General features: G+C 70.2%; 25 protein-coding genes. 7 read left to right on the forward strand and 18 right to left on the reverse strand.

Annotated elements, in window-relative coordinates:
* Window positions 1-292: 292 nt before the first annotated feature.
* Complete coding sequence (locus ACTWPT_RS08535) at window positions 293-868, reverse strand: helix-turn-helix domain-containing protein (protein WP_443176720.1); 576 nt, start codon at window positions 866-868, stop codon at window positions 293-295.
* Between the two features lie 95 nt (window positions 869-963).
* Between ACTWPT_RS08535 and ACTWPT_RS08540 the strand changes: the two genes are divergently transcribed.
* On the forward strand, window positions 964-1,797 hold the full coding sequence (locus ACTWPT_RS08540) for an EamA family transporter (RefSeq protein WP_443176721.1): 834 nt from the start codon (window positions 964-966) through the stop codon (window positions 1,795-1,797).
* A gap of 27 nt (window positions 1,798-1,824) precedes the next feature.
* Window positions 1,825-2,769, forward strand: coding sequence for an anti-sigma factor RsbA family regulatory protein (locus tag ACTWPT_RS08545; protein ID WP_443176722.1), 945 nt, complete (start codon window positions 1,825-1,827; stop codon window positions 2,767-2,769).
* On the opposite strand, the gene ACTWPT_RS08550 is transcribed toward ACTWPT_RS08545, so the two are convergent.
* Entirely contained in the window at window positions 2,766-3,350 is a 585-nt protein-coding gene (locus ACTWPT_RS08550) for a sigma-70 family RNA polymerase sigma factor (protein WP_443176723.1), read from the reverse strand. The genes ACTWPT_RS08545 and ACTWPT_RS08550 overlap by 4 nt on opposite strands.
* A 248-nt stretch (window positions 3,351-3,598) precedes the next feature.
* Here ACTWPT_RS08550 and ACTWPT_RS08555 point away from each other — a divergent pair, with 248 nt between their 5' ends.
* Complete coding sequence (locus ACTWPT_RS08555) at window positions 3,599-4,672, forward strand: PLP-dependent cysteine synthase family protein (protein ID WP_443176724.1); 1,074 nt, start codon at window positions 3,599-3,601, stop codon at window positions 4,670-4,672.
* Here the strand turns inward: ACTWPT_RS08555 and ACTWPT_RS08560 are convergent.
* On the reverse strand, window positions 4,669-5,643 hold the full coding sequence (locus tag ACTWPT_RS08560; RefSeq protein WP_443176725.1) for an ABC transporter substrate-binding protein: 975 nt from the start codon (window positions 5,641-5,643) through the stop codon (window positions 4,669-4,671). The genes ACTWPT_RS08555 and ACTWPT_RS08560 overlap by 4 nt on opposite strands.
* Before the next feature lie 104 nt (window positions 5,644-5,747).
* On the opposite strand from ACTWPT_RS08560, the gene ACTWPT_RS08565 reads away from it, so the two are divergent.
* The 3 genes from ACTWPT_RS08565 to ACTWPT_RS08575 are packed head-to-tail and all read left to right on the forward strand — an operon-like array spanning window position 5,748 to window position 8,640.
* Entirely contained in the window at window positions 5,748-6,782 is a 1,035-nt protein-coding gene (locus ACTWPT_RS08565) for a FecCD family ABC transporter permease (protein ID WP_443176726.1), read from the forward strand.
* Window positions 6,782-7,861 (forward strand): FecCD family ABC transporter permease, encoded by a 1,080-nt coding sequence (locus ACTWPT_RS08570; RefSeq protein WP_443176727.1) that lies wholly within the window; start codon window positions 6,782-6,784, stop codon window positions 7,859-7,861. Before ACTWPT_RS08565 ends, ACTWPT_RS08570 begins: the two co-directional genes overlap by 1 nt.
* A complete protein-coding gene (locus ACTWPT_RS08575; protein ID WP_443176728.1) occupies window positions 7,858-8,640 on the forward strand; it encodes an ABC transporter ATP-binding protein in 783 nt (260 codons plus the stop codon). Before ACTWPT_RS08570 ends, ACTWPT_RS08575 begins: the two co-directional genes overlap by 4 nt.
* Window positions 8,641-8,699: 59 nt before the next feature.
* Here the strand turns inward: ACTWPT_RS08575 and ACTWPT_RS08580 are convergent, their stop codons facing one another.
* From ACTWPT_RS08580 to ACTWPT_RS08645, 14 genes are all read right to left on the reverse strand, one after another.
* Window positions 8,700-10,355, reverse strand: coding sequence for a tetratricopeptide repeat protein (locus tag ACTWPT_RS08580; RefSeq protein WP_443176729.1), 1,656 nt, complete (start codon window positions 10,353-10,355; stop codon window positions 8,700-8,702).
* 252 nt (window positions 10,356-10,607) lie between these two features.
* Window positions 10,608-11,786 carry a signal recognition particle-docking protein FtsY gene (gene ftsY / locus ACTWPT_RS08585; RefSeq protein WP_305916605.1) on the reverse strand — a complete coding sequence of 393 codons (1,179 nt, stop codon included), beginning with the start codon at window positions 11,784-11,786 and terminating at the stop codon, window positions 10,608-10,610.
* A gap of 53 nt (window positions 11,787-11,839) precedes the next feature.
* On the reverse strand, window positions 11,840-15,586 hold the full coding sequence (smc, locus tag ACTWPT_RS08590) for a chromosome segregation protein SMC (RefSeq protein ID WP_443176730.1): 3,747 nt from the start codon (window positions 15,584-15,586) through the stop codon (window positions 11,840-11,842).
* 167 nt (window positions 15,587-15,753) lie between these two features.
* Complete coding sequence (locus tag ACTWPT_RS08595; RefSeq protein WP_090938435.1) at window positions 15,754-15,948, reverse strand: hypothetical protein; 195 nt, start codon at window positions 15,946-15,948, stop codon at window positions 15,754-15,756.
* 191 nt (window positions 15,949-16,139) lie between these two features.
* Complete coding sequence (locus tag ACTWPT_RS08600; RefSeq protein ID WP_443176998.1) at window positions 16,140-16,415, reverse strand: acylphosphatase; 276 nt, start codon at window positions 16,413-16,415, stop codon at window positions 16,140-16,142.
* Window positions 16,416-16,445: 30 nt separating this feature from the next.
* A complete protein-coding gene (locus ACTWPT_RS08605) occupies window positions 16,446-16,751 on the reverse strand; it encodes a hypothetical protein (RefSeq protein WP_443176731.1) in 306 nt (101 codons plus the stop codon).
* The gene (mutM, locus tag ACTWPT_RS08610; protein WP_443176732.1) at window positions 16,721-17,575 is read right to left on the reverse strand and encodes a bifunctional DNA-formamidopyrimidine glycosylase/DNA-(apurinic or apyrimidinic site) lyase; all 855 of its coding nucleotides are present in this window, start codon (window positions 17,573-17,575) and stop codon (window positions 16,721-16,723) included. The genes ACTWPT_RS08605 and mutM overlap by 31 nt, the downstream gene beginning before the upstream one ends.
* A gap of 43 nt (window positions 17,576-17,618) precedes the next feature.
* Window positions 17,619-18,338, reverse strand: coding sequence for a ribonuclease III (gene rnc / locus ACTWPT_RS08615; RefSeq protein WP_443176999.1), 720 nt, complete (start codon window positions 18,336-18,338; stop codon window positions 17,619-17,621).
* Between the two features lie 256 nt (window positions 18,339-18,594).
* Window positions 18,595-18,774 (reverse strand): 50S ribosomal protein L32, encoded by a 180-nt coding sequence (rpmF, locus tag ACTWPT_RS08620; protein ID WP_033409409.1) that lies wholly within the window; start codon window positions 18,772-18,774, stop codon window positions 18,595-18,597.
* Window position 18,775: 1 nt separating this feature from the next.
* On the reverse strand, window positions 18,776-19,327 hold the full coding sequence (locus tag ACTWPT_RS08625) for a YceD family protein (protein WP_443176733.1): 552 nt from the start codon (window positions 19,325-19,327) through the stop codon (window positions 18,776-18,778).
* Window positions 19,328-19,399: 72 nt separating this feature from the next.
* Window positions 19,400-19,876: a pantetheine-phosphate adenylyltransferase gene (gene coaD / locus ACTWPT_RS08630; protein ID WP_443176734.1), complete on the reverse strand. Its 477-nt coding sequence runs from the start codon at window positions 19,874-19,876 to the stop codon at window positions 19,400-19,402.
* 14 nt (window positions 19,877-19,890) lie between these two features.
* Window positions 19,891-20,457 carry a 16S rRNA (guanine(966)-N(2))-methyltransferase RsmD gene (rsmD, locus tag ACTWPT_RS08635; protein ID WP_443176735.1) on the reverse strand — a complete coding sequence of 189 codons (567 nt, stop codon included), beginning with the start codon at window positions 20,455-20,457 and terminating at the stop codon, window positions 19,891-19,893.
* A gap of 535 nt (window positions 20,458-20,992) precedes the next feature.
* Window positions 20,993-23,185, reverse strand: coding sequence for an ATP-dependent DNA helicase RecG (recG, locus tag ACTWPT_RS08640; RefSeq protein ID WP_443176736.1), 2,193 nt, complete (start codon window positions 23,183-23,185; stop codon window positions 20,993-20,995).
* A 48-nt stretch (window positions 23,186-23,233) separates the two neighbouring features.
* Window positions 23,234-24,778 carry a DAK2 domain-containing protein gene (locus ACTWPT_RS08645; protein WP_443176737.1) on the reverse strand — a complete coding sequence of 515 codons (1,545 nt, stop codon included), beginning with the start codon at window positions 24,776-24,778 and terminating at the stop codon, window positions 23,234-23,236.
* Window positions 24,779-25,049: 271 nt separating this feature from the next.
* Here ACTWPT_RS08645 and rpmB point away from each other — a divergent pair, with 271 nt between their 5' ends.
* Window positions 25,050-25,235: a 50S ribosomal protein L28 gene (gene rpmB, locus ACTWPT_RS08650; protein WP_049556934.1), complete on the forward strand. Its 186-nt coding sequence runs from the start codon at window positions 25,050-25,052 to the stop codon at window positions 25,233-25,235.
* A gap of 99 nt (window positions 25,236-25,334) precedes the next feature.
* On the opposite strand, the gene thiD is transcribed toward rpmB, so the two are convergent.
* The gene (gene thiD, locus ACTWPT_RS08655) at window positions 25,335-26,138 is read right to left on the reverse strand and encodes a bifunctional hydroxymethylpyrimidine kinase/phosphomethylpyrimidine kinase (protein WP_443176738.1); all 804 of its coding nucleotides are present in this window, start codon (window positions 26,136-26,138) and stop codon (window positions 25,335-25,337) included.
* Window positions 26,139-26,143: the final 5 nt, after the last annotated feature.

A 26,143-nucleotide genomic window follows, 5' to 3' on the forward strand; every position in this document is an offset into this window, starting at 1 on the left:
AATGCCGACGTTTCGTCGGTCCTTCCTGCCAGCGGTAAAAACCATCCCTATACCGCACGACGAGGCCTATCCACACCGAGAGGGTGGCGTCGTCACCCACCTCGTACGCGCTGGTGACGCCCAGACCATGAAGCTCCGCATGGAGCTTCTCCGTCGCCGCTCGGGCCTCACTCACCCGCCACCCCCTGCCGACGCTCCGCGGTACACCAGGGATGTACCCAGCAACGGGCATGAGCGGTCCAAGTTATGCCGTAGTCGTCACTCCTCAGCGCGATCAGGAGCGCACTCGCCGTCACTGGTCATGTGTCTCGCGTGGTTCGGCGACCACCATGATGAGCCTGAGCTCCTCCTCGCCTCGATTCGCATAACGATGGGGCCGGTCGGCGGTGAAGAGCACCGCGTCGTCCTTGCCGATCACGTGGCTCTTGCCGTAGACGCTGAGCGTCAGCTCACCCTCCAGCACGGTGAGCATCTCGCGGGTGCCGGGTGGATGGGCGTCGCCGTCATGGTGCTCGCCCGGCGCCAGGCGCCAGTCCCACAGCTCCAGGATCATCGGCGTGTCGGCGCCGACGAGCAGCCGCGCCTGCACGTCGCCCTGATGGAACGTGACCACGTCGGCCTTGTCCACGATGCGCACCATGGGGACGTCGCCGACCTCGACCAGCCGCGCCACGGTGACGCCCAGGGCGGAGGCGATCCTGGTGAGTGTGGAGACGCTGGGGTTCGTCCGCCCCTGCTCGACCTGGACGAGCATGCCCCGGCTCACGCCCGACCTGGCGGCCAGTTGGTCCAGCGTCAGCCCCCGGTGCGAGCGCTGGAAGCGCACATTGTTGGCGATGGCCTGGTTGATCAGCTCGGGGTCCTCCATGGGAGTGCAGTCTAGTGAAACTGATTTGCACTCTGTTGCACTCAATATATTGTACTACCAGTGCAACCCATTGAACTGACCCGAGGAGGACAAGGGTGACCGCAGTGATCTTGGCGACTGCCTGTGCGGTGGTCTACGGCACGGCCGACTTCTTCGGCGGCCTGGCCACCCGACGGACCCAGGTGCTGTCGGTCGTCGTGCTCTCCCAGCTGGCGGGGCTGGCGTTGATCCTCGGGCTGCTGCCCGTGCTGCCGGGCACGTTCAGCGATCGGGCGATCCTCTGGGGGCTGGCCGCCGGACTGTCGGGCGCAGCCGGGCTGGCATTGTTCTACCGGGCGCTGGCCGCGGGCGTCATGTCGGTGGTCGCGCCGACGACCGCGGTGACCTCGGCGGCACTGCCGGTCGTGTTCGGGCTGGCGACGGGCGAGCGCCCGGGGTTCTGGGCGCTCGCCGGCGTGGCGCTGGCCCTGGGCTCGGTGCTGCTGGTCAGCCAGGACAGGTCCCCGGGCGGGCGCGCCTCGCTCGGCGCGCTGGTGACCTCGCTGGCCGCCGGCGCCGGGTTCGGCGGGTTCTTCATCCTGCTCGCCATGGCGCCGGGCGAGGCAGGCCTGTGGCCGCTGGTCGGGGCGAGGCTGTCGTCCGTGACCGCGGTGGTGCTCGTGGCCCTGGCCGCCAGGCGCTCGCTCCGGCCGCAGGCGGGCTCGCTGCGCATCATCGTCGCCGCGGGCGTGCTGGACATGGTGGCGAACGTCCTCTACCTGCTGGCGCAGCGCCAGGGCCTGCTCAGCCTGGTCGCCGTGCTGGTGTCGCTCTATCCCGCCAGCACGTTGCTGCTGGCGAGGCAGGTGCTCGGGGAGCGGCTGAACACGATCCAGGTGACCGGTGTGGCATGCGCGCTCGGCGCGGTGGCCTTGATAGCCGTTGCGTAGCCACGCGACGCTTGCTACGTTTCGCCCGTGCGCCCTGAGCGGGCACGTTTCGATGGCGAGGGTCTGCGGCACGTTGGCGTGCCCTACGACTCTGATGAGTCCTTTCTGGATCTCGCCGTGCCGCGCGTGCGGGCCGCGCTCAACGAGGGCAGGCGAGTGCTGGTGATCACCGGCGCGACCAGGCTCGCCCTGCTGGCCGACGCCCTGGGTCACGACGCGGGACGCGTCGACACCCGGGTCTCCACCGCCTGGTACGCCCACCCGTACCGCACGCTGGCCGCCTACCACGAGTACACACGCGGGCGCCGTACCCTCGTGATCGGCGAGCCCAGCTGGGAGGGCCGGAGCCGACGCGAGATCACGGAGCTGATCCGCTACGAGTCCGTGGTCAACGCCGCGCTCCGCGCGGCCTCGGCCGTCATGTTGTGCATGTACGACCTCCGCAGGGTGCCACCTGCCGTGCTCGAGTACCACGAGGTGAACCATCCGCTCCTGCTCGGCGTGGACGGCGAGGCGACCAGCACCCGTTTCATCCCGCCCCACCAACTGGTGCTCAACGACGACCACGCGCCGCTCCCCGAGCCGGGACCCGGCGCGGTGACCATCCGGTTCACCGGACGCGAGCTGCGGCAGCTGCGTCAGAGCGTCGGCGAGTACGCCAGGGCGGCCGGGATGGACCGCAATCTCATCACGTCGCTGGTCATCAGCGTCTCGGAGATCGCCGCGAACAGCATCGAACACGGCGCCGGGTACGGCACGATCACGATGTGGGAGAGCGACGAGGAGCTCGTCTGCGAGATCGCCGACCCCGGCGGCGCCCTGGACGACCCCTTACCCGGCTACATACCACCTGAGCCCGAGTCCCCCAGGGGATACGGGCTCTGGATCAGTCGTCAGCTCTGCGATCTCGTGGAGCTGCGCACGGAAGGCGGCGTGTTACGCGTCCGCCTTCATTTGTCCATGCAGTCCTAGGCAGCACGCTGGATCGGGACGCGGACCGTGCCCTCCTCACGGGCGTACTCCTCCAGCATGCCGCGCAGCTGCCGGCGACCCCGGTGCAAACGGGACATGACGGTGCCGATGGGCGTGCCCATGCGGTCGGCGATCTCCTTGTACGCGAACCCTTCGACGTCGGCCAGGTAGACGGCCACGCGGAAGTCCTCGGGCAGGGAGCGCAGGGCGTTCATCACGACGTTGTCGGGCAGCCGGTCGAGCGCCTCGGTCTCGGCCGACCGCAGGCCGGTCGAGCTGTGCGACTCGGCGGCGTGCAGCTGCCAGTCCTCGATCTCCTCGGCGGCGGAGAGCTTGGGCGAGCGCTGCTTCTTCCGGTAGTCGTTGATGAAGTTGTTGGTCAGGATCCGGTGCAGCCACGCCTTGAGGTTGGTGCCCTCCCGGAACTGGTGATACGACGTATATGCCTTCGCCACCGTCTCCTGCACCAGATCCTCCGCGTCAGCGGCGTTACGGGTGAGGCGCATGGCGGAGGCGAACAGCTGCGACGTCACCGGCACGACATCACGCTCGAACCAGTCCTGACGCTGCTCATCGGTCATAGTGATCAATTCATTCCCCCTTGCGCTATCCCCCGGTTCGGCACAGGCCGCCTGACGGCGATCCCATCATGGCAAGTCCCGGCTAAAGGACGCGTTAACGAGGATCTGCCTTGGTCAGAGGGGGGTTTCGTCCATCTGCTCGCGGCGTGCGTGGTCACGTCCACGGCCGGACAAGTCTCAATAGCATAACACTAACCACCCAAATTCGCAGTTCTAGTGGCCAACGTCACATGGGATAGCGTAAGGACATGGATTTCGTGGACCGTCACAACACGGGAACGCGCCGCTGGGTGGCGGAGGCCATCCGCACGGTCGAAGCCGACGCCAACCGCAGTTGCGACACACACCTGCACGTCTTTCCGCTGCCCTCGGACTGGGGTGTAAACCTCTACTTGAAAGACGAGTCGGTGCACCCGACCGGTTCACTGAAACATCGACTTGCCCGATCCCTATTCCTGTACGGCCTGGCCAACGGCTGGATCGGCCCCACGACCACGATCGTCGAGGCGTCCAGCGGTTCCACGGCCGTGAGCGAGGCCTATTTCGCCCGGCTGCTCGATCTGCCCTTCATCGCCGTCATGCCCGCCTCCACGTCGCCGGAGAAGTGCCACCTCATCGAGTTCTACGGTGGGAAATGTCACCTCGTGGCGGACCCCGGCACGATCTATGACGAATCTCACCGGCTCGCCACCGAGACCGGCGGGCACTTCATGGACCAGTTCACCTACGCGGAGCGGGCCACCGACTGGCGCGGCAACAACAACATCGCCGAATCGATCTATTCACAGATGTCCATGGAGCCGCACCCCGAGCCCTCCTGGATCGTGGTCGGCGCCGGCACCGGCGGCACGTCGTCGACCATCGGCCGCTACATCCGCTACCGCCGCCATCCCACCCGCCTGGCCGTCGTCGACCCCGAAGGTTCGGCCTTCTACCCGAGTTGGCTCTCCGGCGACACCTCCGTCACCGCCCGGGGCTCCCGCATCGAGGGCATCGGCCGCCCCCGCGTGGAGCCCTCGTTCCAGCCGTCCGTCATCGACCGCATGATCGCCGTGCCCGACGCCCGCTCGATCGCCGCCATGCACTGGACCCGCGAGGTCACCGGCCTGGACGTCGGCGGCTCCACGGGGACGAACATGGCGGCCTGCGTGGAGCTGATCGACGAGATGCGGCGAACGGGCGAGCGGGGCAGCGTCGTCACGCTGATCTGCGACAGCGGCAACCGCTACAAGGGCACGTATGGTAATCCGCAGTGGCTCGCCGACCAGCGCCTGGACGTCGAGCCACAGCTGAGCGAGCTACGCGCCTGGATACCTCGTTAGGCGGCCCTGGCCGGGTCCACGCTGAAGAACTTGGCCACGTCGTCCAGGATCGAGTGCGCACCCTGGATGCCCACCGCGGTCATCCAGGTCAGGTCGGCGACGTCATGCTTCTCGCCCTTGAGCTTGGCCCACAGCGGGTTGTTCAGGAACTTGTCCTTGGACTCCGCCACCGTCGGGTCCGCGTAGGTGGAGACGAAGATGTGGTCGGCGTCCAGGTCCGGAATCTTCTCCTGGCTCACGTCCACCGCGATCGTGTCCTCCACGGTCGGCTGGCCCTCGGGACGCGGGAAGCCGACGTCCTTCAACACGATGCCGGAGTAGGACTTCTCCACGTACAGGCGGACCGTGGGCTCACCGGCGAACCGCACGACGGAGATCGTCGGCAGCTCGCCATCCTTCTCCTTGATCGACGCGCCGATCTTGGCGGCCCGGTCCTCGTACTCCTTGATCTTGGTGTCGGCGAGCTGCTCCTTGCCCAGGGCCTGCCCCATGAGCCGGACGTTGTCCTTCCAGATGGCCCCGGTGGTCTCGCTGAAGACGGTCGGCGCGATCTTGGACAGCTTGTCGTACAGGGCCTCGTGCCGGACCTTGGCGGAGACGATCAGGTCGGGCTTGAGCGCGATGATCTTCTCCAGGCTGGGCTCCTCCAGCGTGCCGACCGGGGTCGCCTCCTTGCCGTACTGCTCGGAGACGGTCCCCAGGTAGTCGGGCAGCTTGTCGTCGAGAGACCGGTACGTCGTGTAGCCAACCACGGGAGTCTCCAGGGTGAGGACGGCGTCGACGAAGCTCTGGTCGAGCGCCACGACCCGCTTCGGCTGGGCGGGGATCTTCGTCTCACCCATCGCATGCTTGACGGTCTTGAACGGGGCGGCCGCCGTGGTGCCGGCAGTGGTGGCGGCAGGCTCCGTGGAGCCGCAGGCGGCGAGTCCCGCCACGAGAAGAGCGCCGACCAGCGCACGCAACCGTCTCATTGTAAAAAACCCTTCCCTGAAAAGTAAGGCAAACCTAAATTAGGTTAGCCCTGCCTAAGCTGGCATACTTCACCCGGATCGAGCAAATGCTGAGGAGGAACAGGGTGAGCGCAACCGCGGCGGCGCCGCGCCTCCATGGCATCCGTCACCGCCGGCTCACCGCCCTGCTCGCGCTTGTCGCCGCCGTGGCGGTGGCCGTGGTGCTCAGCATCACGATCGGCTCCAAGTCCGTGCCGCTCGCCGACGCCTGGGCCGCGCTCACCACACCCACCGGCAGCGAGAACGACATCATCATCCGCTCGCTCCGCGTCCCGCGGACCGTCTTAGGGGTGCTCGCCGGCATCGCGCTCGGCGTGGCCGGCGCGTTGATGCAGGGCCACACCCGCAACCCGCTCGCCGACCCGGGCCTGCTCGGCGTCACGCAGGGGGCGGCGTTCGCGATGGTGGCCTCGATCATCCTGCTCGGCGCGTCCAGCCTGCTGGTCTACATCTGGTTCGGGCTGGCGGGGGCGTTGGTCGCGAGCGTGGCGGTGTTCGCGCTCGGCATGGCGGGCGGCAGGGGCGGGCCCACGCCGGTCACGCTGGCGCTGGCCGGCACCGCCGTCAGCGCCATGCTGTACGCGCTCACCTCGGCCATCGTGCTGCTGGACGAGCAGGCCATGGACGTGTTCCGCTTCTGGCAGGCCGGCTCGATCGCGGCCAGGGGCGCCGACGTGGTCTGGCAGGTGCTGCCGTTCATCCTGGTGGGCCTGATCCTGGCGACGGTCAACGCGCCCGGCCTGAACGCGCTCTCGCTCGGCGAGGACGTGGCCAGGAGCCTCGGCCAGAACATCGCCATGACCCGCACCATCGGCGTCGCCGCCGTCACCCTGTTGTCGGGCGCCGCGGTCGCCGCCTGCGGCTCGCTGTCGTTCGTCGGCCTGATCGTGCCCCACCTGGCCCGCCCGCTGTCGGGCACCGACCATCGGTGGCTGCTGCCGTACTCGGGGCTGATCGGCGCGGCGCTGCTGCTGCTCGCCGACGTGATCGGCCGCGTGGTCGCCCCACCCGGCGAGCTCGAGGTCGGCGTGGTGCTCGCGCTGATCGGCGCCCCGTTCTTCGTGGCGCTGGTCCGCCGCAGGAAGCCGGTGCGCCTGTGATGACTGTGTTAGGGCGATCTCTGCCGACTTCTGAGACCGCTGTTCTCTCCCTGCGCGTCGGCGCCCTGTCCTGGCGGGTACGCCTGCGCGGCGTCGCGATCACGCTCATCGGCCTGGCGCTCCTCGCCCTGCTCATGGGGCTGAACATGCGCATCGGCGACATCGAGATGACGCTCGCCGAGGTGATCGCCGGCACGTTCGACCAGACCAGCGCCGCGCACTTCGTCATCATGGAGCTGCGCCTGCCGCGCGCGCTGACCGGCGCCCTGGTCGGCGCGGCGCTCGCGCTCTCCGGCGCGATCATCCAGTCCATCGCCCGCAACCCGCTGGCCAGCCCCGAGATCCTCGGCGTCACCACCGGCGCCTCCGTCACGGTCGTGGCCGGCGTGGTGGCCAGCGGAAGTGTGTACGGCGGCACCAGCGGCCTGCTCGCCACCCTCGGCATCCCCGCGCTCGCCCTGCTCGGCGGCCTGGTCGGCGCGGCCATCGTGTACGGCCTGGCTTGGCGGCGCGGCCTGGACGGCTACCGCCTCGTGCTGGTCGGCATCGGCGTGGCCGCCGTCTTCACCAACGTCAAGTTCTGGCTCCTGACCGTGGGCGACGTCAACGACACCAGCCGTGCCATGGTCTGGATCAGCGGCTCGCTCAATGGCCGCGGCTGGGAGCACGTGCTGCCCACGGCCGTCGCCCTGGCCGTGCTGGTGCCGCTGACCCTGCTCGGCACCCGCTCGCTCGACGCGCTGCGCTTCAGCGACGACACGGTCGCCTCCCTGGGCGTGCGGACGAACCTGGCCCGCGCCCTGATGATCCTGGCCGCCGTGCTGCTGGCCGCCGTGGCCACGGCCTCGGCCGGGCCGATCGCGTTCGTGGCGCTGGCCTCGCCGCAGATCGCGCTCCGGCTGGCCCGCTCCGGGCAGCCGCCGCTGCTGTGCTCGGCGGTCATCGGTGGCGTGCTCACCACGGCCGCCGATCTGATCGCCAGGACGGCGTTCTCGCCGATCGAACTGCCCGTGGGCATCGTCACCGCCGTCCTGGGCGCCCCGTACTTGATCCACCTGATCTGGAGGGCTCGAAAGTGAGACTGCAGGCCGCCGGCGTCAAGCTCGGGTACGGCGACCGTATCGTCGTCGACGGTCTCGACCTGGGCATCGAGGCGGGCACCGTGACCACGATCATCGGCCCGAACGGCTGTGGCAAGTCCACGCTGCTGCGCGCGCTGGGCCGCCTGCTCAAGCCGCAGGGCGGCGAGGTGCTGCTGGACGGCAAGCGCATCGACAAGATCCCCACCCGCGAGGTGGCCAAGATCCTCGGCGTGCTCCCCCAGGCGCCCACCGCCCCGGAGGGGCTGACCGTGGCCGACCTGGTGGCCAGGGGCCGGCATCCGCACCAGACGTGGTACCGGCAGTGGTCCTCGGACGACGAGGAGGCGGTCGCGGCGGCGCTGGACATGACGGGTCTGGCAGACCTGGCCGAGCGGCCGCTGGACGAGCTGTCGGGCGGGCAGCGGCAGCGGGCGTGGATCTCCATGGCGCTGGCCCAGGGCACGGATCTGCTGCTGCTCGACGAGCCCACGACGTTCCTGGACCTGGCGCATCAGGTGGAGGTGCTGGAGCTCGTCCGGCACCTGCACCAGGAGGCGGGCCGCACGGTCGTCATGGTGCTGCACGACCTCAACCTGGCCGCCCGCTACGCCGATCGGCTGGTGGCCATGCGGGCCGGCAAGGTGATCGCGGCGGGCTCCCCGCACGAGGTGCTCACGGAGGAGCTGCTGGGCGAGGTGTTCGAGCTGGACGCCAAGGTCATCAAGGACCCCGTGGCGGGGACGCCACTGGTGGTGCCGATCAGGCCGCGTTCCTGACCCTGGGGGATCCGGCCGCGGCCTTGCCTGATACCGCTCAGGCGGCGTTCCTGACCCTGTCAGGCGTCGGCCAGGGCCTGCTCGACGTCCTCGTCGCCCGGGGCCAGCTCGGCGGCCCTGAGCAGGTCCTGCCTGGCCTGGTCAGGCCGGCCCGCGGCCCGGTACACCACCGACCTGTTGAACAGCAGCTCGGCGGTCTCCTCCAGCTCCAGCGCCCGCGCCAGATCGGCCAGCGCCGCCTCATGGTCGCCGCGCTCGAAGGCCAGCTCGGCCCGGCTCGCCCAGCCCGCCGCCAGACCGGGATCGAGCTCCAGCGCCCGGTCGAACGCGATGCCTGCCTCCGGGTGGTTGCCCTCGGCCAGCTCCACCTGCCCGAGCACGCACAGCAGGTGCGGGTCGCGCGGCGCGATCGCCAGCCCGTGCTCGACGTCGTCCCTGGCATGGGCGTGATCCCCGGCCGCCACCCGGAGTCCGGCGCGATTGACGTAGGCGGGCGCGAAGGCGGGATCCAGCTCCAGGGTGTGATCCAGGTCGGCGCGGGCGCCCGCCAGATCACCGGCGGCGAAGCGCAACTCGGACCGGTTGTAGTAGGCCTCGGGGAACGGCGGGCTCAGCCGCATGACGGCCTCGTAGTCGGCCAGCGCTTCCTCGGTCCTGCCGAGCCTGTGGAGCAGATTGCCCCGGTCGAGGTAGTAGTCGGGGTAGCCGGGGTCGGCCTCGACGGCCCGCGTGTAGTCGGCCAGCGCCTCCTCCTCGCGGCCGGCCATGGACAGGAGCTGTGCCCGGTTGGCGTGCAGGACGAGCCGGTGGATCGGGTGCTCGCCGGGCAGGTCCGCCTCGGCCAGGTCCAGGGCCCGCTGCACGAGCTCCATGGCGGCCTCGCGGCGTCCCCTGCGTACCTCGACCAGGGCCTTGCCGTTGAGGTCGAAGCCGAGGTGGAAGGCCCGCTCGCGGGGGTCAGGGAGGAGGGACGTGATCGTGATCGCCTCGTTGATCCAGGCCAGGGCCTGCTCGGGGTCACGCCGGCCCTGGTCGTGATGGCGTACGAGGATCATGGCGGTGGCGTAGGCGGCGGTGGCTCGCTGTTTGGGGTCGGTGCTCTCGCGCCGTGCCCGGTCGTAGAGCTCACGGGCCTCGTCCTCGCGTTCGATGGCCTCCAGGGCGGCGGCGACGCGCAGCAGGAGCGGCACGTCCTCCATGCCGCGCAACACCTCCAGGCCCGATTCCGCCATGGCGTGGTGGAAACCCTCGTCGCGGTAGCGGTCGAAGTCGGCGGGCAGCGGCCCGGTGCCCGGCGCGGACGGGCCCTCGTCGATCCTGAGGAGGCCGGGGTCCAGTCTGCGCCGCAGCACGGCGACGAACTCGGCGTCGGTGTGGTCCGCCTCACCCAGGTTCGTCACGGTGAGCGCGAGCGCCCCGGTCCAGAGCAGGTGGTCGCTGACGAACTCGGCCAGCCCGTTGGCGATCCTGAGGCTGCGCCGGGCGCCAGGCACGAGAACCCGCTGCGCCCTGGGCAGACCATCGGCCAGCGAACGCCGCCGCGCCGGCACGGCCGAGCGCAGGTGCGGCGCCGCCGCGCGGATCTCGATGTCGTGGGCGGCCACCAGGCCGGGCCGGCGCTCCAGCGCCTGCGGTACGAGGCGGTCGAGGAGCGCGGCGGCCAGCGTGTACGGGCCGCCGGCTCGGCGGTCGGCGTCGAGGACGATCGTGTCCACACGAACCTCCATGGCGCCGGCGCCCCGGACACGAGACGCCGGGCCGACGGTTGTCAGGAGCAGTGTCGTGGCGCGGCCGCAGCCGTCGGCTTCACGGTCCCGGGCCTGTGGACGACGATCTTTTTCATGGGCGCCCTTTCACCTGAATGCGATCATTGATGACCGATACATCTCAACACAGACATATGTGACCGATCACCCTTTATCTGGTAAGGGCTATTTCCGGAGTAATTACCGGATGTCCGGAATCGATCACTCGCCCAGGATCGCGTCCACGAACACCTCGGGATCGAACGGCGCCAAGTCGTCCGGCCCCTCGCCGAGCCCCACGACCTTGACGGGAACGCCCAGCTCCCGCTGCACCGAGATCACGATGCCGCCCTTGGCGGTGCCGTCGAGCTTGGTCAGCGCGATGCCTGTGATATTGACCACCTCGGCGAACACCTGGGCCTGGCGCATGCCGTTCTGGCCCGTGGTGGCGTCGAGGACGAGCAGCACCTCGTCCACCGTGGCCTTCTTCTCGATGACCCGCTTGACCTTGCCCAGCTCGTCCATGAGCCCGGTCTTGGTGTGCAGGCGGCCGGCGGTGTCGACGATGACCACGTCGACCTTCTCCTCGATGCCCTTGGCCACGGCGTCGAAGGCCACGGAGGCCGGGTCGCCGGCCTCGGGGCCGCGCACGGTGTCCGCGCCGACCCGCTCGCCCCAGGTCTGCAGCTGGTCAGCGGCCGCGGCGCGGAAGGTGTCCGCCGCGCCGAGCACGACCTTCTTGCCGTCGCCGACGAGGAACCGGGCGAGCTTGCCGGTGGTGGTGGTCTTGCCGGTGCCGTTGACGCCCACGATGAGCGCCACCGCGGGCCGCTCGCCGTGCTTCTGAATGTGCAGCGTGCGGTCCAGGTCGGGGTTGATTTGGATGAGGAGTTGCTCGCGCAGCAGGCCGCGCACCTCCTCGGGCGTGCGGCTGCCCAGCACCTTGACCTTGGTGCGCAGCTCCTCCACGATGGCGCGGGTCGGCGCGACGCCCACGTCGGCCGTGATCAGGCGCTCCTCGATCTCGTCCCAGACCTCGTCGTCGAGCCGGTCGCGGGACAGCAGCTCCAGCAGGCCGCGCCCGAGCGTGCTCTGCGAACGCGCCAGGCGCGAGCGCAGGCGCACCATCCGGCCCGCGGACGGCGGCGGCACCTCGATCTCGGGCTTGACGACGGCCGGCTCGGCCGGCTTCGCCGGAGGCGGCAGCGTGGTGGTCGCGCCCTCACCCTCCTCACCCACGCCGGCGGGCCGCTGCTCCTTCTCCTCCGGTATCGGGAGGGTCTCTGGCGGCTTGACCGGCGGGGCCGCCTTGCGGCCCGGCCTGAAGAGCAGGAACAGGCCGCCCGCCGCCAGCAGGGCGACGACGGCCACGATCACGATGACGCCGAGGTAACCATCCACAAGATGTCAGTTTTCCAGATCGTCCGGCATGGTCACGCACAAGACCACACCGATCAGGCGGACTCGCGCTCCCGAAGCCGCTGACTGACGACCTGTGTCACGCCGTCGCCGCGCATCGACACGCCGTAGAGCGCGTCGGCGATCTCCATCGTGCGCTTGTTGTGGGTGATGACGATCAGCTGAGAACTCTGCCGCAACTCCTCGAACAGGGTCAGCAGCCGCTGCGTGTTCGTGTCGTCGAGCGCGGCCTCGACCTCGTCCATCACGTAGAACGGCGACGGTCGCGCCTTGAAGATGGAGATCAGGAACGCGACCGCCGTGAGCGACCGCTCCCCGCCCGACAACAGCGACAGCCGCTTGACCTTCTTGCCCGGCGGCCTGGCCTCGACCTCGATGCCGGTAGTCAGCATGTCGTTGGGATCGGTCAGCACCAGGCGGCCATCGCCTCCGGGGAACACTCTGGTGAAGATCTGCTCGAACTCGCGGGCCACGTCCTCGTACGCGGAGGCGAACATCTGCTCGACGCGGTCGTCGACCTCCTTGACCACGGTCAGCAGGTCACGCCTGGTCTTCTTGAGGTCCTCCAGCTGCGAGGTGAGGAACGCGTGCCGCTCCTCCAACGCCGCGAACTCCTCCAGCGCGAGCGGGTTGACCTTGCCCAGCTGGTTCATCTGCCGTTCTGCGGCCCTGGCCCGCTTCTCCTGCTCCTCGCGCACGTACGGGACGGGCGGGTCGCCGGGGACCGGGACCTCGGGGCCGTACTCGGAGATCAGGGCCTCGACCTCGACCCCGAACTCCTCCATCGCCCGCTGCTCCAGCTGCTCCAGCCGCAGGCGCTGCTCGGTCCTGGCCACCTCGCTGCCGTGCACGCGATTGACCAGCTTGTCCAGCTCCTGGCCGAGCTCGCGGACCCGCAGGCGCACCTGCTTGAGCTCGGCGTCGACGGCCACCCTGGCCAGGTCGGCCTCGTCGCGCTCCCTGGCGGCCAGCCGGACCGACTCGGCCAGGGCCCTGAGCACCTGCTTGGCGCCTTTGCTGACCGACTCGGCCACCACCGCCTGGCGCCTGCGTCTGGCGCGCTGGGCGGCCGCCTGGGCACGTTCGTGGCGTTCGCGCTGCGCGGCCCTGACCAGGCCGTCGGCGCGGCCCTCGATGCCCTTGACGCGTTCTTCCGCGGTGCGTACCTGGAGCCGGGTGTCCATCTCACGCTGCCTTGCCACCTCGCAGGCGCCGGCCAGCTCGTCGCGCAGGTCGGTGGTGGGCTCGGACTCCAGCTCTTGGGCGTATTCGGCCTCGGCCAGGCGGATCTCCAGCTCGGCCAGCTCCTCCTGGCCCTCGGCGCGGGCCTCCTCCGCCTTCGTGACGCTGCCTGCCAGCCGCTCGGCCTCGGCGCGGGCGGCGTTGGCGGCGGCCTCGAGCTGGGCCAGGCGCTTGGCGGCGGCGGCGGTGCGCTGGTCGGCCTCCCGCTGGCGGGCCCTGACCTGATCCAACGTGCCCTGGGCGGCGCTCACGCCGGCCTGGGCGGTGGTGACGGCGGTCTGGGCCTCGCTCACCTGCGCCTGGGCGGCCTCCAGCTCTGCCTGGGCGCGCTGCTCCTGGCCGATCGCCTCGTCCAGGCCCGCGGCGGTCTCCTCGGCCCTGGCCTCGGCCTGCTCCAGGTCCCTGACGGCCTCATCGAGCGCGGCCCGCACCTGGAGCACGGAGGTGCCGCCCTCGGACCCGCCACTGGCCAGATGCGCCCCGACCACGTCCCCCGCCTCGGTGACCGCCCTGAGCTCGGGGTGACGCTCGACGAGCGCGCGTGCCGCTTCGAGGTCTTCGACGAGAATGACGCCTCCGAGCACCTGATCGAGGGCGGGCCGGAGGTGGTCGGGCACTGTGATCAGGTCGGCCACCCAGCGGCTGCCCTCGGGAGCCACCGCACGAGGGCGCCGGACTCCGCCGTGCTCCTCCTCGCCGACGCGGCGCTCAAAGTGCCCATCGGGGGTGACGGTGTCCGCTTCATGACGCGCGCCGAGCGTCACCAAGAGCGTCGCCTGTCCTGCTCCCTGCGTGCGAAGCAGCTCCAATGCCTCGACGGCCGCGTCCAGGGTCTTGACCGTGATGGCCTCGGCGACCGGCCCCAGGACGGCCGCGACCGCCAGCTCGGCCCCGGGCGTGACCTGCATCGAGGCGGCCAGCGGGCCGAGCACCCCGGCCAGGTCCGCATCCAGCAGGGCCGCGCCGCCGTCGCCCTTGGCCAGCCCCAGCTCCAGCGCGTCCCGGCGGGCGACCAGAGCGGCCACCGACCGCTGGGCCTCCTGGTCGGCGGACCGGGCGGTCCCGACCCCCGACTTGGCGGCCTGGAGCGCGGCACGCGGCGCGTCCAGCGCGGACTTGGCCTCCTCGACCACGAGTCCGGCCTCGTCGGCCACGGCCTTGGCCTCCTCGACCACGGCCTGCGCCGTGGCCAGCTCCTCGGCGAGCGCGGGATCGACCGCGGGCTCCTCCTGCCGCTGCGTTTCGAGGTCCTCCCTCGCCTGCCGCTCGCGTTCGGCGGCGCCGGCCACGGCCTGCTGGAGCCGGCCGATCTCCTCCTCGGCGGCTCTGGCCCGGCTCCGTACGGAATCGACCTGGCCGCGCAGCTTGGCCAGCCCTTCGCGGCGGTCGGCGGCGGCCCTGGCGGCCAGTGCCAGCCGCTGCTCCTCAGCGCTCAGCTCGGCCTCGGAGTCGGCCCGCCGCTGGACGGCCTCCTCCAGCAACTCCTGGGCGTGCTCCAATTCGGCCTTGAGCACGAGCTCCTGCTCGCGTACCTCGGCCGCCTCCCGTTCGAGATCCTCGGGATCCCGGCCGCGGCGTTCGATGGCGGCCGCGTCCAGCGCGTGCCGGTGGCGCTCGGCGGCGAGCTGCTCCAGGCCGGTGGTGCGCTCGCGCAGCGACGAGAGCCTGAAGTATGTCTCCTGAGCGGCCGCCAGCCGGGGCTGGGTCTCGGCCTCGGCGCTCTCCAGCGCCGACTCGCGCTGCTGGGTCTCGGCCAGCTCGGCCTCCACCTGGTTGCGCCTGGCCATGATCGCGGCCTCGTCGGCGGCCTCGCGTTCCAGCGTCGCCCGCAGGATGCCCAGGTCGTCGGCCAGCAGCCGCAGCCTGGCGTCCCGCAGGTCGGCCTGGATGACGGCGGCCTTGCGGGCGATCTCCGCCTGGCGGCCCAGCGGCTTGAGCTGGCGGCGCAGCTCAGTGGCGAGGTCCTGGACGCGGGTCATGTTGGCCTGCATGGCGTCCAGCTTGCGCAGCGCCTTCTCCTTGCGCTTGCGGTGCTTGAGCACGCCTGCGGCCTCTTCGATGAACGCCCGCCGGTCCTCAGGCCCCGCGTGCAGGACGGCGTCGAGCTGGCCCTGCCCGACGATCACGTGCATCTCGCGGCCGATGCCCGAGTCGGACAGCAGCTCCTGGATGTCCAGCAGGCGGCACGTGTCGCCGTTGATCGCGTATTCGCTCTGCCCCGACCGGAACATCAGCCGGCTGATCGTGACCTCGGTGTAGTCGATCGGCAGCGCGCCGTCGGAGTTGTCGATGGTCAGCGTCACCTCGGCGCGCCCGAGCGGCGGGCGGGAGGAGGTGCCGGCGAAGATCACGTCCTCCATCTTCCCGCCGCGCAGCGACTTGGCGCTGTGCTCGCCCATGACCCAGGCCAGGGCGTCGACGACGTTGGACTTGCCCGAGCCGTTGGGGCCCACCACGCAGGTGATGCCGGGCTCGAACCGCAGGGCGGTGGCGGAGGCGAAGGACTTGAAGCCGCGCAGGGTGAGGGTCTTCAAATACAAGCGCGACCCCCTTCTCCCTGAACGGACTTCGGAAAAGACTACTGGTCCTGACTGCCCCACGTGGGCATGTACAGTCCGGGAGGGCCTTGACCAGGGCTTTTCAATTCAGGGCAAATAACAAGGGACGCCTCTCCGAGACGTCCCTGGGTCTTGCGCTCCGATCACTCTCAGGTGAGTGCCGGCTCGCGCTCTTGCATGCGGCTTAGCGCCTCGTCGCGGGTTTGCGCCGCAAGAGCGTCATTCGTGGCCTGAAGTCGGATGAGTTCTGCCTCCAGGTCACGGATACGCTGCTGCAGGCGGCGCATCTCCGAGACCATTCGAGGGTCAGGACCGCCGACGTGGCCGAGTAGAGCCTTCGCCATGGTAAAGGGTCCTCCACGCTGAGTGACCAGACTGGTTCGCGCACTTCTTATTCCGCGGGAGGGGTGCGCGTGGTACCTAACAAGAGTCGCACCGGCAGTGTGGGCGGTCAAGTCGAACAAACCGCTGCGCCCTACTGATGGGCACTCCCGACATACAACTATACCCTATTTGGCCGGTTTACCGGAAGCCGCTACCGCTCCACAAAACCGCCCAAACTACCTCGGGGTTCGCTCCAGCGTTCTACTACTCCATCGACCCTGCCCGGCGTGTCGCAACCTCTGAGCAGCTCCAGCAGCTTGACGCAGCTCTCACGCGGCCCCTCCGCGACGACCTCCACCCGGCCGTCCTCGGTGTTACGCGCCCAGCCCGCCAGACCCAGCTCCAAGGCCCTGGCCCGGGTCCACCAGCGGAACCCCACACCCTGAACCCTCCCCCGTACCCACGCCGTCAGCCTCGTGTTTTCCAAATTTTCCTGCATTTTTCCTCCCCTGAGAGCTCAGGCCACCAGAGCCTCCACCCCGAGCGCGTGCCCCGCCGCCGCCTCATCGAACGCCCTGACCGCCGCGGTCTCCGCCGCCTTCACCCAGGGCAGGCCCAAGATCGACGGTGGGAGGCCGGTGACGGGGACGAAGCGTATGTCGGGGCGCCTGTGGTAGGCCGCCGCGGGCGTGCAGAACAACATCCCACCCCGTATCGCGCTCGGCGCGTTCGCCGGCGGCCGGATCGTGGACGGCGTGTCGATCTCCGCGGTGATGGGGGTGGGAGCCGCACTCAGCGTGCTGGTCGCGGCCGTCGCTGGCATTTGGGGCAGGAGTAGGACGACCGGTTCATGAACGCCTCCCGCCTGATCGGCGTACCGCAGCGGGAGCACGGCAGGTCGCGGCGGCCGTAGACCTCCAGGGAACGGTCGAAGTAGCCGCTCTCGCCGTTGACGTTGACGTACAGGCTGTCGAACGACGTGCCGCCCTGGTGCAGCGCGGCGGCCATGACCGTGCGGACCGCGGCGAGCAGTTCGTGGATCTTGGGGCGGGTGAGCGTCTGCGTGGGGCGGGCCCAGTGCAGCCTGGCGATCCACAACGCCTCATCGGCGTAGATGTTGCCGACGCCGCTGATCAGCGACTGGTCGAGCAGCGCCCGTTTGATCTCGGTGTGCTTGGCCCTGAGCCTGCGCGTGAACTCGCCCTCGTCGAACGCCGGCTCGAACGGGTCGGGGGCGATGTGCGAGATCGGCTCCGGCACGCCGCCCACCAGGGCAGTGATCATGACGTGGCCGAACGTGCGCTGGTCGACGAAACGCAGATCGGCGCCGCCGTCCTCGAAGCGGAGGCGGACCCGCAGGTGCTTCTCCAGCGGCGCGTCCTGGTCCACGACGAGCAACTGGCCGCTCATCCCCAGGTGGGCCATGAGGGCCTCCTCCGCCCCGGACAGCGGCAACCACAGGTATTTGCCGCGGCGCTCGGCGGACAACACCGCGCGGCCCTTGAGCCGCGCGGCGAACTCGTCGGCGCCAGGCACGTGACGCCTGATCGCGCGGGGGTGAAACACCTCCGCCGCGGCGATCTCACGGCCGGTGACCCACTGCGCGAGACCGCGCCTGACGACCTCGACCTCCGGCAACTCCGGCAACCCGCACCTCGCGCTCTCTCCGAATCGGGCGCCTGCTGATCGCTCAGCCGGCCGGCTGGCTCTCCCGCTGCTCGCGGCGGGCCCTGATGCGGGTCCACGCCGCCTCGGCCGCCTGCTGCTCGGCCTCCTTCTTGCTGCGCCCGGTGCCCGAGCCGTAGGACTCGCCGCCGACCCGCACCATGGCCGTGAACGACTTGGCGTGGTCGGGGCCGCTCTCCTCGACGTGGTATTCAGGCACGCCGAGCGCCTCGGAGGCGGTCAGCTCCTGCAGCGAGGTCTTCCAGTCGAGCCCCGCGCCGAGCGAGGCCGAGCGGACGATCAGCGGGTCGAACAGCAGGTGCACGACCCGGAACGCCTCGTCGAGCCCCTTGTCGACGTAGATCGCGCCGATCAGGGCCTCCAGCGTGTCGGCCAGGATCGAGGACTTGTCACGGCCGCCCGTGCCCTCCTCGCCCCTGCCCAGGCGCATGAACCGGCCCAGGCCCAGGTTGCGGGCCACGTCGGCGAGCGCGCGCATGTTGACCACCGCGGCCCGCAGCTTGGCCAGCTGCCCTTCGGGCAGGTCGGGGTGGTTGCGGTAAAGGGTGTCGGTGACCACCAGACCCAGCACCGAGTCGCCCAGGAACTCCAGGCGCTCGTTGGTGGGCAGGCCGCCGTTCTCGTACGCGTACGAGCGGTGCGTCAGCGCCCGCTCGAGAATGTCGTGGTCGAGACCGACCGACAGGACCCGCTCCAGCTCGTCTCTGGCGACCTCCACGGCCACCGGCTTAGGACCTGCGCCCACGTGCTTCCTCCTCGGACATCTTCACATGGCGCGCCGACTGCGGAAGATGCCCGAAAACGTGGTGGGCGTCGGGGTAACACGTAGCCCCGGCGTCCACCACGGCCGCGGGCGAGCCGCCGCCGCACGCATCTGAGACGGTAACGCCGACCGAGGCACAATGGCACCCGGTCGGCATCACGTCAACTGCTGACGAGGAACCTGCCGCCATCAATGGGCAGGTTTGTTGTCAGCGGGATCAGGCGGACGGCTCGATGACCTGACGACGGTTGTAGGTGCCGCAGGTGGGGCACGCGATGTGCGGCTGCTTCGGCGAACGGCACTGCGGGCAGCTCACCAGGGCGACGGCAGTCGTCTTCCACTGGGAGCGACGGGCGCGGGTGTTGCTCCGCGACATCTTTCGCTTCGGGACGGCCACGTCACTTCTCCTGATCGTTATCTTTGTCGGAAACCAGACCTTGCAACGACGCCCATCGGGCGTCGATCTTCTCGTGCCGGTGATCGTCGCCGGCCTCGGCCAGCTTGATCCCACACTCCGTGCAGAGCCCCTCGCAGTCCTCGCGGCACACCGGGCTCAGCGGCAGTGCGAGCACCACCGCGTCGCGGAACGTCGGCTCGAGGTCGAGCAGCTCACCGTCGAGCAGCGAGTCCTCCTCCGAGGCGTCCTCGTCGGAGTAGAAGAACAGCTCCTGCAGGTCCACCTCGATGTCCGAGGAGACCGGGTCCAGGCAGCGGGCGCACTCCCCGGCGAGCGGGGCCTGCGCCGTGCCGGACACGAGCACGCCTTCCATCACTGCTTCGAGCCGGAGATCCAGCTCGACTTCGGCGTCCTTGGGGACACCGATCATGTCGACGCCGAGATCCGCCGGTGCCGGGAGGGTCAGGGTCATCTGCCGCATCGTGCCCGGCCGCTTACCCAGGTCATGAGTGGAGATCACCCACGGGGAGCGGGGGTCGAGGTGCTGAGTCATCCTGCTCTCGCTAGGCGTGGCGAAGTGAATCGCCGTCGTACAAGGCCGAAATGAAAGGATAGCAGGTCGAAGTCAGCCCCTGAGCCGGTCGATGAGCAGCTTGTGGACGAGGTCCGGCACCAGACCCGAGACGTCCCCGCCATATCGGGCGATCTCCTTCACCCGGCTGGAGGACAGGAACGAGTATTCGGGGTTCGTGGGCATGAACAGCGTCTCCACCCCCGACAGGCGGTAGTTGAGCTGGGCCATCTGCAACTCGTAATCGAAGTCGCTGACCACCCTGATGCCCTTGACGATGGCGGGGATGTCGTTCTGCTTGCAGAAGTCCACCAGCAGGCCGTGGAACTTCCGAACCTTGACGTTGTCGAATTCCTTGGTCACGGTCTGCAGGATCTCGATGCGTTCATCGACCGTGAACAGGCTGCTCTTCTCGACGTTGATGAGCACGGCCACGGTCACCTCGTCATACAGGCGGGCCGAACGGCCGATGATGTCGAGGTGGCCATTGGTGATGGGGTCGAACGACCCCGGGCAGACTACGCGGCGCAAGACGCCTCCCAGGTCTACGGGTTCCCGGCGGCGCGACCGTACCAAACGGACGCTTCACCATAGCGACGGACCCTCTCCTCAACGTACCCTTCCGGCCACATCATGGGCTTTCCCCTGCTTTCCCGCTCGAACGCCACCAACCCCTCCTCGACCAGCCAGCCGTTGTCACGCAGCAGCTCCAGGACCGTGAGGACCTCGGCGTCGGGGACGACGTAGGGCGGGTCGGCGAAGACGATGTCGTACGGGGCGTCCGGCGTTTTGGCCAGGACCCGCTCCACCTTGTCGGCCACCACGAGGGCGCCCTCGAGGCCCAGGTACTGGACGTTGGCCCTGATCGTGCGGATGGCCTTCGGGTCGGACTCGACCAGCACGGCCTCTGCCGCTCCGCGGGACAGCGCCTCCAAGCCGATCGCGCCCGAGCCGGCGTACAGGTCCATGACCCGGGCGCCGTGGAGTCCGTACAGTGAATCGAGCGTCAAGAAGATTCCTTCTCGTGCCCTGTCGCTGGTCGGTCTCGTCCCGCGCCCCGGCGGGACCGTCAGCCGCCGCCCACCCGCACTGCCCGCGATGATCCGAGTCATGTGCCCCATTCTTTCGCATGTTGATGCAGGTCAAGAGTGGACAAGTGTCTGCCTTGAGTGCGCAAGGGTGATTCACATCGGCGCGGTGGGCCCGCATGATGAGTCTGCGGCCTTCAAGGTGACCCACATGAAGGCCGACCGGCGTGATCGTGAGCCCTTCCGCACGCCGGTTCCCTCGGCACCTGACCCGAGGGTGGGCCCAGCCGGGGACGGCATTCGGGGGGAGGCCGTCCCCGCGGCTGGGCATCTCTATTTTCTTGTTTTACGCGGTGCCGTGGTTCGCTGCTCGCCTTACTTCGGCTGAGGGCCCTCCAGGAAACGGCCTCTGATCCCTTCACCGGCTTGGCGCCGTTACGCGAGCCCCGGTTGGCCGGCTCCGTGGTTCCCATCACAGCGCCGTACACGTTGCGCCGGACCCCGCCGCACCCCTCCCCGCCGCACCGGCGCCCAAAGACGCGCCCCTGGGCCCGTTCCCCGGGCCCCGCGCGCCCGGTCCTGCCCTCGCCGCCGCCCAGTCCTGCGCCGTGCACGAGGGTCAGGTCTTCTCCAGGTATTCCGCTCGTTCGTCCTCCAGCAGCCGGTCGATCTCCGCCCTCAGTCCCTCGTGGGTCGTCAGGTCCGGGTCCGTGGCCAGGAGGGCGGCGGCCTCCTCGCGGGCCGTGGCGATGACGTCCTCGTCGCGCAGCAGTTGGAGCAGCTTCAGCGACGAGCGCTTGCCCGACTGGGCCGCGCCCAGGACATCGCCCTCCCGCCGTTGTTCCAGGTCCACTCGGGACAACTCGAAGCCGTCCAGGGTGGCGGCCACCGCGTCCAGGCGGAAACGGGCCGGGGTGCCCTCGGGGAAGTCGGAGATCAGGAGGCACAGGCCGGGCAGGCCGCCGCGGCCCACTCGGCCGCGTAGTTGGTGGAGCTGGGAGACGCCGAAGCGGTCGGCGTCCATGATGATCATGACGGAAGAGTTGGGTACGTCGACGCCCACCTCGATGACCGTGGTGGCGACCAGGACGTCGAGCTCGCCGCGGGTGAAGGAGCGCATGATCGCGTCCTTGTCCTCCGGCGGCAGCTTGCCGTGCAGGGTGCCGACGCGCAGGTCGTGGAAGGGGCCCTCGGTCAGCAGCTCGGCCACGTCCAGGACGGCCAGCGGCGGGCGGCGCTCGTCCTCCCCTGAAGCGCCTCCCGACGCGACGACCTCCATGTCGCCCTCGTCGCCCTCCAGGTCGCCGATGCGCGGGCACACGATGTACGCCTGCCGCCCCAGCGCCACCTCCTCCCGCACCCGCTCCCAGGTGCGCTCCAGGTAGTGGGGCTTCTCCGCGGCCGGCACGACATGCGTGGTGATGGGGGCGCGGCCCGACGGGAGCTGGGACAGGGTCGAGACCTCCAGGTCGCCGAAGACCGTCATGGCGACCGTGCGGGGGATCGGGGTGGCGGTCATGACCAGGACGTGCGGCCGGCCGCCCCCCGCCTTCTCGCGCAACGCGTCGCGCTGCTCGACGCCGAAGCGGTGCTGCTCGTCGACCACGACCAGCCCCAGGTCGGCGAACTGCACGTGCTCCTGCAGCAGCGCGTGCGTGCCGACGACGATCCCTGCGGTGCCCGAGGCGGCGTCGAGCAGGGCGGAGCGCCGGGCGGCCGCGCCCATGGAGCCGGTCAGCAGCGTGACCGCCGTGCCGCCGAACATGCCGCCCTGCGCCAGGTCGCCCAGCATGGTCGTGATCGAGCGATGATGCTGCTGGGCGAGCACCTCCGTGGGGGCCAGGAGCGCGGCCTGGCCGCCCGCGTCGACCACCTGCAGCATCGCGCGCAGCGCCACCACCGTCTTGCCCGCGCCGACCTCGCCCTGCAGCAACCGGTGCATCGGGTGCTCGCGCGCGAGGTCGTCGGCGATCTCCTCGCCCACCTGCGCCTGCCCCTCCGTCAGCGAGAACGGCAGCCGCTCGTCGAACGCCGTCAGCAGCCCGTCATCCCGCCTGGGCCGCGGTTTGGCGGGCCAAGCGGTGGCCGCCTGGCGGCGCTGCAGCAGCACGGCCTGCAACACGAACGCCTCGTCGAACTTCAGCCTCTTGCGCGCCCGCCCCACCTCGGCGAAGTCCTTCGGCCGATGGATGGCCTCCAGCGCCTCGGCCAGCGGCTGCATGCCGTGACGCGCCCGCAGCTCGGCGGGCAGCGGATCCTCCAGCGGCCCGAGCGTGTCGAGCACGATGCCGATCGCGCGCCTGATCGCCCACGGGGTCAGATCCTTGCCCGCCGGATAGATCGGCACCGGCGCCGCCGCGAACTCCTCCGCGCTCCCCTCGCTCTCCTCGAACAGCTCGAACTCCGGGTGCGCGAGTTGCCAGCGCGGCCTGCCCCGCGCCCCGAAGAGCCCGACCTTGCCCGCGAACATGCCGCGCCGCCCCGGCTTCAGCCGCGACTCGGCCACATGAGAGCCCTTGCCGAAGAACGACAAGTAGATCTTGTTGCCGTTGCCGTCGACGACCTCGACCTCCAGCCAGGTGCCGCCGCGGTTGCGCATGGGTTTGCGCATGAGCCTGCTCACCTCGCCGACCACGGTGACATGCTCGTCCACCTCGAGCGCGTCCAGCGCGGTCAGCTCGCCGCGCTCGGCGTAGCGGCGCGGATAGTGGCGCAGCAGGTCGCCGACCGTCTCCAGGCCGAGCACGCTGTGCAGCAGCTTGGCGGTCTTCGGGTCGAGCGCCTTCGTCAGAGGCTCGTCGAAACGGCTCACGGCATTAAGTTCTACCGCCTGAGGCCGACAGGAATCCCGTTCCCCGCCTCACTCGACGCCGATCAGCAGCGGGTAGCCGCCCTGCTCGCCGTCGTAGACGACCAGGTCCACGTCCGGCCGCGTACGTCTCAGGTGCCCCTCGACGCAGGCGGCGAGGCCCGCGGGCGCGTCGGCCCCCGTGACCAGGGTCACCAGCTCGCCGCCGCCCGCCACCATCCGGTCCACGATCATGGTGGCCACCCGCTCCAGCGTGCCGCCGATCATCGCCACGTCGCCCTCGATCATGCCAAGCACGTCACCGGGACGGCACACGCCGGCACTCGTGAACGCCTCCCTGTCGGCCACTGTCACGTGCCCGTACCGGGTCTGGCTCGCCGCGTCGGTCATCGCCACCACGTCGTCGTCGAAGCGGCGCAGCGGATCGTGCACGGCCAAAGCCGCCAGCCCCTGCACGGTCGCCTTGGTGGGCAGCACGCTGACCGTGACGCCGTCCTCGCGAGCGATCTCGGCCGCGGCGGCGGCGACGGCGCGGACGCCCTCGTCGTTCGGCAGGACCGCGACCTCGCTGCCGGCCTGCCTGATCGCGGCCAGCAGGGCGGGGAGCGCGGGCCGGGCGCCAGGCGTGCGGCGTACCACGACGGCCCCGCACTCCTCGAACAACGCCGCGATCCCCGCTCCGGCGGCGACCGCCACCACGCCCCTGCCCGCGCTGCCGCGATGGGTGCGCTCGGCCAGATACGTGATCTTGATCCGGTGCGGCCGTCCCGCCCGCAGCCCGGCCTCGACGGCGGGACCGGCCTCGGCCACGTGGACGTGCACGTTCCACAGCCCTTCGCCGCCTACCACGACGAGCGAGTCGCCCATGGCGTCGAGCTCATCGCGCAGCCCGGCCACCGCCCGGTCATCGGCGTCCAGCAGGTACATCACCTCGTAGCCCGCCCCGACCTCGGTCATCGGCGCCACCCGCGTGGTGGGCGCGGGCACGTCGTAGTGGTCGGCGTACGAGTCGGTGATCACGGCGGCCAGGGTCTCCAGCACGATCGCCGCGCCGGCGCCGCCCGCGTCCACGACACCGCTGCGGGCCAGCACGTCGAGCTGATCCGGGGTACGCCCGAGTGCCGCCCGAGCCTCCCCCGCCGCCTGCCGCGCCACCTCGTGCAGATCCCCGTCCACTTCCTGTACGGCCCGCGCGGCGGACTCCAGCACGCTCAGCACCGTGCCCTCCACCGGCCTGGCCACCGCCTCCCTGGCCAGCACGGCGGCCCTGAGCAGCCCGGCCCGCAGGTCGTGGCCGTCCTTCAGCACCTCGGCGAGGCCGCGCAGCGCCTGGCTGACGATCACCCCGGAGTTGCCGCGGGCCCCGACCAGGGCACCGTACGAGAGCGTCTGCCACACCACGGCCGCGTCCACATCGTCGGGCAGCGACTCGACGGCCTCGGCCGCGGACAACATGGTCAGGTGCAGGTTCGTACCGGTGTCGCCGTCGGCGACCGGGAACACGTTGAGCGCGTCGATCTCCGTCCTGGCCCGGCCCAGGGCGTCGGCCGCGAGGCGGGCCCAGCGGCGCACCGCGGGCGGGTCGAGGATCTTCATCTGCGTCCTCCGACTATGTCCCCAACCAGCCGACCCCGGCCGGCTGCATCCCGGCTGGCCGGCCGGCCCGAATGCGCTACTGTTGTTGGAGGAGAATATCTCTGCGCAGGGGCCAAGTGGAGCGTGCGTCAGCACTCGGTCCAGCGCTCCGGTTCGCGCCCAACGGTGTGGATCGGATATTCTCGTCTGGCTGGCCGGTTGTCCCGGCATGCCCTCCGCCCGGAAAGCATCAGCGGACAGGGCTACATCGACTGTTTTAAGGAGCGATACCGTGGCTTCCGTCTGCGATGTCTGCCGCAAGGGCCCGACCTTCGGCAACAATGTGTCCCACTCGCACCGCCGCACCCGCCGTCGTTGGAACCCCAACATCCAGACGGTTCGCGCGGTCATCGGCGGCACGCCGAAGAAGCTGAACGTGTGCACCTCGTGCATCAAGGCGGGCAAGGTCACCCGCTAGTCCATACTTTCGCGCAAGCCCGCTGCTCCTGAGGGAGTTGCGGGCTTGCGCGTTTTCGTCCCCCAGGAGCGCCCAGCCCCCGGGCGGGCCCACATCGGGTCAGCGCCAGGGCCAGGCGTGGTCCACCGGGCCGATGCCGGCCCCCAAGGGGAAGCCGCGGGCGATCGCGCCCGTCACGTACTCCTTCGCCTTCCCCACCGCCGCGGGCACGTCGTCGCCCAGAGCGAGCCGGGAGGCGATGGCCGAGGCCAGCGTGCAGCCCGTGCCGTGCGTGTGGCGGTTGTCGAGGCGTTCGGCGGTGAAGCGGTATTCGCTCGTGCCGTCCGTGAGCAGGTCCACGGGCGCGCCGGGCAGGTGGCCGCCCTTGATCAGCGCCCACGTGGGCCCCAGCTCCAGTACGGCCTCCGCCGCCTCCCGGAGCCCGTCCTCGTCTTCGACCTTGACCGAGGTGAGCTGCTCCACCTCCCACAGGTTCGGCGTGGCCACGGTGGCCACCGGCAGCAGCCGGGTCCGCACCGTCTCGACGGCCTCTGGCGCCAGCAGCGAGTCGCCGTGCTTGGACACCCCGACGGGATCGACCACCACCGGCGCGGCATAGCCGCCCAGCACGTCCGCCACGAGCTCGACCAGCGCCGGAGAGGCCAGCATGCCGGTTTTGACCGCCTGGGCGCCGATGTCGCCGAGCACCGAGTCGAGCTGCGCCCGCACGGCTTCGGGCGGCAGCTCCCAGTAGCCCTGGACGCCGAGCGAGTTCTGTGCGGTCACCGCCGCGATGACGCTCATGCCGTGGACGCCCATGGCCAGCATGGTCTTCAGATCGGCCTGGATGCCTGCGCCGCCCCCTGAATCGGAGCCGGCGACGGTCAGCACGCGTGGAGGGGTCGAAACCGTCATGTCCCCCATCCAAC

This window comes from Nonomuraea sp. 3N208, from assembly GCF_052245935.1.
In the GTDB taxonomy this organism is placed as follows: Bacteria; Actinomycetota; Actinomycetes; order Streptosporangiales; family Streptosporangiaceae; genus Nonomuraea.

Excerpts from the sequence above, each read along its gene's own strand:
- ACTWPT_RS08555 (WP_443176724.1), top strand. The coding sequence starts at position 3,599 with ATGGATTTCGTGGACCGTCACAACACGGGAACGCGCCGCTGGGTGGCG.
- ACTWPT_RS08625 (WP_443176733.1), bottom strand. The coding sequence starts at position 19,327 with ATGACTCAGCACCTCGACCCCCGCTCCCCGTGGGTGATCTCCACTCAT.
- ACTWPT_RS08560 (WP_443176725.1), bottom strand. The coding sequence starts at position 5,643 with ATGAGACGGTTGCGTGCGCTGGTCGGCGCTCTTCTCGTGGCGGGACTC.
- ACTWPT_RS08550 (WP_443176723.1), bottom strand. The coding sequence starts at position 3,350 with ATGACCGATGAGCAGCGTCAGGACTGGTTCGAGCGTGATGTCGTGCCG.
- ACTWPT_RS08605 (WP_443176731.1), bottom strand. The coding sequence starts at position 16,751 with ATGCCAGCGACGGCCGCGACCAGCACGCTGAGTGCGGCTCCCACCCCC.
- ACTWPT_RS08645 (WP_443176737.1), bottom strand. The coding sequence starts at position 24,778 with ATGAAGATCCTCGACCCGCCCGCGGTGCGCCGCTGGGCCCGCCTCGCG.
- ACTWPT_RS08595 (WP_090938435.1), bottom strand. The coding sequence starts at position 15,948 with ATGGCGAAGGCTCTACTCGGCCACGTCGGCGGTCCTGACCCTCGAATG.
- rsmD (WP_443176735.1), bottom strand. The coding sequence starts at position 20,457 with ATGACTCGGATCATCGCGGGCAGTGCGGGTGGGCGGCGGCTGACGGTC.
- ACTWPT_RS08535 (WP_443176720.1), bottom strand. The coding sequence starts at position 868 with ATGGAGGACCCCGAGCTGATCAACCAGGCCATCGCCAACAATGTGCGC.
- ACTWPT_RS08570 (WP_443176727.1), top strand. The coding sequence starts at position 6,782 with ATGACTGTGTTAGGGCGATCTCTGCCGACTTCTGAGACCGCTGTTCTC.
- thiD (WP_443176738.1), bottom strand. The coding sequence starts at position 26,138 with ATGGGGGACATGACGGTTTCGACCCCTCCACGCGTGCTGACCGTCGCC.